The organism is Pontimicrobium sp. MEBiC01747 (genome assembly GCF_053601635.1).
This window is the reverse complement of the sequence record NZ_JBSHNS010000347.1, coordinates 1-4,453: the sequence shown is the minus strand read 5'-3', so window position 1 is coordinate 4,453 and position 4,453 is coordinate 1. Positions and strand designations below refer to the sequence as shown.

The following is a 4,453-nucleotide window of genomic DNA, read 5'->3' as shown; positions in this document are numbered from 1 at the left end:
AGACCAAACAGCAACTAAAGTAAGAGAAGCCGTTTCATACCTGCATAAAAGACATCCAAACTTATTAGTAGATGGAGAATTACAAACCGATTTTGCATTAAACCGAGAAATGTTACAAGCAAAATTCCCATTCTCTAAATTAGCAGGCAAAAAAGTGAATACACTAATATTTCCAAATTTAGAATCTGCAAACATTACGTATAAACTTATAAAGGAGCTTAATGGCTCAGAATCTATAGGGCCAATAATGATGGGAATGAAAAAACCAGTTCATATTCTTCAACTAGGTGCAAGTGTAGACGAAATGGTAAATATGACAGCGATAGCAGTAATAGATGCACAACAAAAAGAGAAAAAATAAGACTCTAAATAATGACACCCTAAAAAAGCGATGCTAGAAATAGTGTCGCTTTTTTATTTAGTACTTTTTATTAAATATAAATTTATATCTAAATTTAATAAAATATATTACTTATAAAAACTGCATAATAACAGCAAAATAGGGCGATAAACGGTAATATGTATTACATTTTATTTTATTAACTCTAAATAAAAAAAAATGTGTAGTTTTGGTAGTTTAATAAGACATTAATAAATGATCACACATATACAAGGGAAATTGGTTGAGAAAAACCCAACCGATGTTGTTATAGATTGTAACGGAGTAGGTTACCTAATTAATATTTCCCTGCATACATTCTCTCAAATCCCTAATGAAGAGCATTTAAAATTATACACCCATCTTCAAGTTAAAGAAGATGCACATAGTTTATATGGTTTTGCCTCTAAAGGAGAACGCGATGTGTTTAGGTTATTAATATCTGTAAGTGGAATTGGCACTAATACAGCAAGAACAATGTTATCGTCTCTAACCCCAAAACAAGTTAAAGAAGGTATTGCTACAGAAGATGTCGCTTTAATTCAATCAGTAAAAGGTATTGGACTTAAAACGGCACAACGCGTTATTATAGATTTAAAAGATAAAATCATTAAAATCTACGATATAGACGAAGTTTCTGTTAATAAAAGCAATACTAATAAAGATGAAGCGTTATCAGCATTAGAAGTTCTTGGTTTTGCAAAAAAACAGGCCGAAAAAGTGGTCGAAAAAATAGTAGCAGCAGAACCAGAAGCCAACGTAGAAACTATAATCAAACTAGCTTTAAAAAATTTATAATAGATTTTGAATACAATCAATATACACTTTCAGAAATCCATTAAAGAGTACATTCTATTAATCTCAGCGCTATTACTTTCTTTTACCGCATTGGCTCAAGATCCAGATCCTACAGTCGTTCAAGATTCTGTTAAAACAGGATTTAGCTTAGGAACTTTGCAAATGCCAAACCCTAATAGCATACAATCTAAATACACTTACGACCCTAAAATAGATAGATACATTTACACTGAGAGTGTTGGGAGTTTTAATATAAATTATCCTATAATTTTAACACCAAAAGAATATCAGGATTTAGTACTTAAAGAAAATTTAAAATCTTACTATAAAGATAAAATAGATGCTTACGATGGTAAGAAAGAAGGAGCAGAGGAGCAAAAGAAAAACTTAATCCCAGAATTTTATGTTAATTCAGATTTCTTTACTAGCATATTTGGAGAAGGACCAATATCTATTGTACCACAAGGTTCTTTAGAAATGGATTTAGGTATTTTGTATACCAAGCAAGATAATCCATCATTTTCACCTAGAAACAGGAGTAATTTTACTTTCGATTTCGATCAGCGAATCAGTTTAAGCTTATTAGGAAAGGTAGGATCTAGGTTACAAGTTACGGCAAATTACGACACAGAATCTACTTTCGATTTTCAGAATTTAATAAAATTAGAATATACACCAACAGAAGATGATATTATTCAAAAAATAGAAGTTGGTAATGTAAACATGCCATTAAACAGTTCGTTAATCTCTGGAGCACAAAGTTTATTTGGAGTAAAAACAGAATTAAGATTTGGTAAAACAACAATAACAGGCGTGTTTTCTGAGCAAAAATCCGATACAAGATCAGTTGTAGCTCAAGGAGGAGGAACATTAGATGAGTTCGATTTCTTTATTAGAGATTATGATGAAAACAGACATTTTTTCTTAGCACAATACTTTAGGCAGAATTACGATAGAGCTTTAGAAAACTATCCGTTTATAAATACAAATGTACAAATAACAAGAGCAGAAGTCTGGATAACAAATAGAAGTAACAGAACAGAGAATGTAAGAAATATTGTTGCGTTACAAGATTTAGGAGAATCTGAAATTATTGGAAATGCAGGAGTACAAGTAACAGCAGGCCCAGGAGCATTTCCAGATAACGGAAACAACAGATTAGACCCAACAAATATTGGCGGGCCAGGAGCACAAATAACAAATGCTATTAGAGATATTGCAACTGTAGAACAAGGTATAACCATACCAAGTTTTAATGAAGGGTTCGATTATGCTAAATTAGAAAATTCAAGAAAACTTACAGAAGGTCAAGAATACCAATTAAATACACAATTAGGGTACATCTCTTTAAACCAACGTTTAAATAACGATGAGGTATTAGCAGTAGCATTCCAATTTACAGTAGGAGGCCAAGTATACCAAGTAGGAGAATTTGCAAACGATGGTATAGGAGCTACAGATGTAGAAACAAATACAAATGGAGAAGTAACTAATGTAACTAATAATAACTTAATTCTTAAGTTACTTAAAAGTAGTATAACAAGTGTTTCACAACCTATTTGGGATTTAATGATGAAAAACATCTACGACACTGGAGCATACCAATTAAGTCAAGAAGACTTTAAGCTGAACATTTTTTATAACGAAGCAGCACCATTAAATTACATTACGCCAGTAGAAGGAACACCATTTGGAGTAGACTTTAATGGAAACCCAATAGAAGAAACGACATTATTACGATTATTCAATCTAGATAGATTAAACTTTAATAACGATCCTCAAGCCAATGGAGATGGATTTTTCGATTTCGTTCCGGGGATAACAGTAATCCCACAAAACGGGAAAATAGTATTCACAAAAGTGGAGCCTTTTGGACGTTACCTATTCGATGTGTTAGATAACGATAATAACTCGGGTAACAATGAAGCAGACTATGAAGCAGATGTGTATGCTAACGCCAATCAAGAAAAATATGTATACGATTTATTATATAAAGCTACAAAAACAGCAGCGTTAGATGAGATAGAAAAGAATAAATTTCAAATAAAAGGACGCTATAAATCTTCAGGAGGAGAAGGCATTCCTATAGGAGGATTTAATGTGCCAAGAGGCTCTGTAAAAGTAACAGCAGGAGGTAGAGTATTAGTAGAAGGTGTAGATTATACTGTAAACTATCAATTAGGGCGTGTACAAATTTTAGATGAAGCCTTAAAAGCATCTAACACACCAATTGAGGTAACTACAGAAAACAACTCAATATTTGGTCAGCAAACAAAAAGATTTACAGGAATAAATGTAGAGCATGAATTTAATGAAAACTTTGTATTAGGCGCTACATACATTAACCTAAATGAAAGACCAATAACACAAAAAGCAAACTTTAACAGCGAACCTATAAATAATACCATATTAGGATTCAATGGAAATTACTCTACAGAAGTTCCGTTTTTTACAAGATTAGCCAATAAACTACCAAATGTAGATACAGATGCACCATCTAACCTTTCGGTAAGAGGAGAGTTTGCATATTTGTTACCAGGAGCACCAAAAGGAACAAACTTTAATGGAGAAGCAACAGCTTATGTTGACGACTTTGAAGGCTCGCAAAATGGAGTAGATTTAAAAGCGCCTCAAGCTTGGTTTTTATCAAGTAGACCAAAAGATTTAGGGAGAATATATACAGATGTAGCAGAGGGAGAAGATGAAAATGGAATCCAAAACGGTTACGATAGAGCCTTGTTAAACTGGTATACTATCGATCCTATTTTTTATAGCAATCAAAGGCCAAGTGGTATTAGTGATGATGATGTTTCAGGAATTTATACCTCAAGAGTTTTTGTAAACGAATTATTTCCAGAACAAGATATTGCTCAAGGGCAGACATCGGTTATTAATACACTAGATTTAGCCTACTATCCAGAAGAAAGAGGGCCGTATAACTTTAAACCAGGATCAGAAGATAATATTAACGATAACCCGTTAGATAGTTGGGCGGGTATAACAAGACAATTAACCTCTACAGATTTCGAACAATCTAATGTAGAATATATAGAATTTTGGTTACAAGATCCATTCCAAGAAAATGCATTAAACCCAGGGGGGAAATTAGTCTTTAACTTAGGAAATATTTCTGAAGATGTATTAAAAGACGGTAGGAAATTATACGAAAACGGATTGCCACAAGATGGTAATATTTCGCTATTACAAGGCGCATCAAATACCAATGGATGGAATCAACAAACAGTAGTACCACAAAATCAAGCCTTAATTTATGCG

3 protein-coding genes are annotated in these 4,453 nt (G+C 32.8%); all 3 read left to right on the top strand.

Going from position 1 to position 4,453, the window contains the following annotated elements; translation table 11 throughout:
- A partial coding sequence (locus ACVC2P_RS11275; protein WP_452598572.1) for a phosphate acyltransferase occupies positions 1-361 on the top strand: 361 nt, incomplete at its 5' end.
- 234 nt (positions 362-595) lie between these two features.
- Complete coding sequence (ruvA, locus tag ACVC2P_RS11270) at positions 596-1,177, top strand: Holliday junction branch migration protein RuvA (RefSeq protein WP_452598571.1); 582 nt, start codon at positions 596-598, stop codon at positions 1,175-1,177.
- A 6-nt stretch (positions 1,178-1,183) separates the two neighbouring features.
- A partial coding sequence (gene sov / locus ACVC2P_RS11265) for a T9SS outer membrane translocon Sov/SprA (protein ID WP_452598570.1) occupies positions 1,184-4,453 on the top strand: 3,270 nt, incomplete at its 3' end.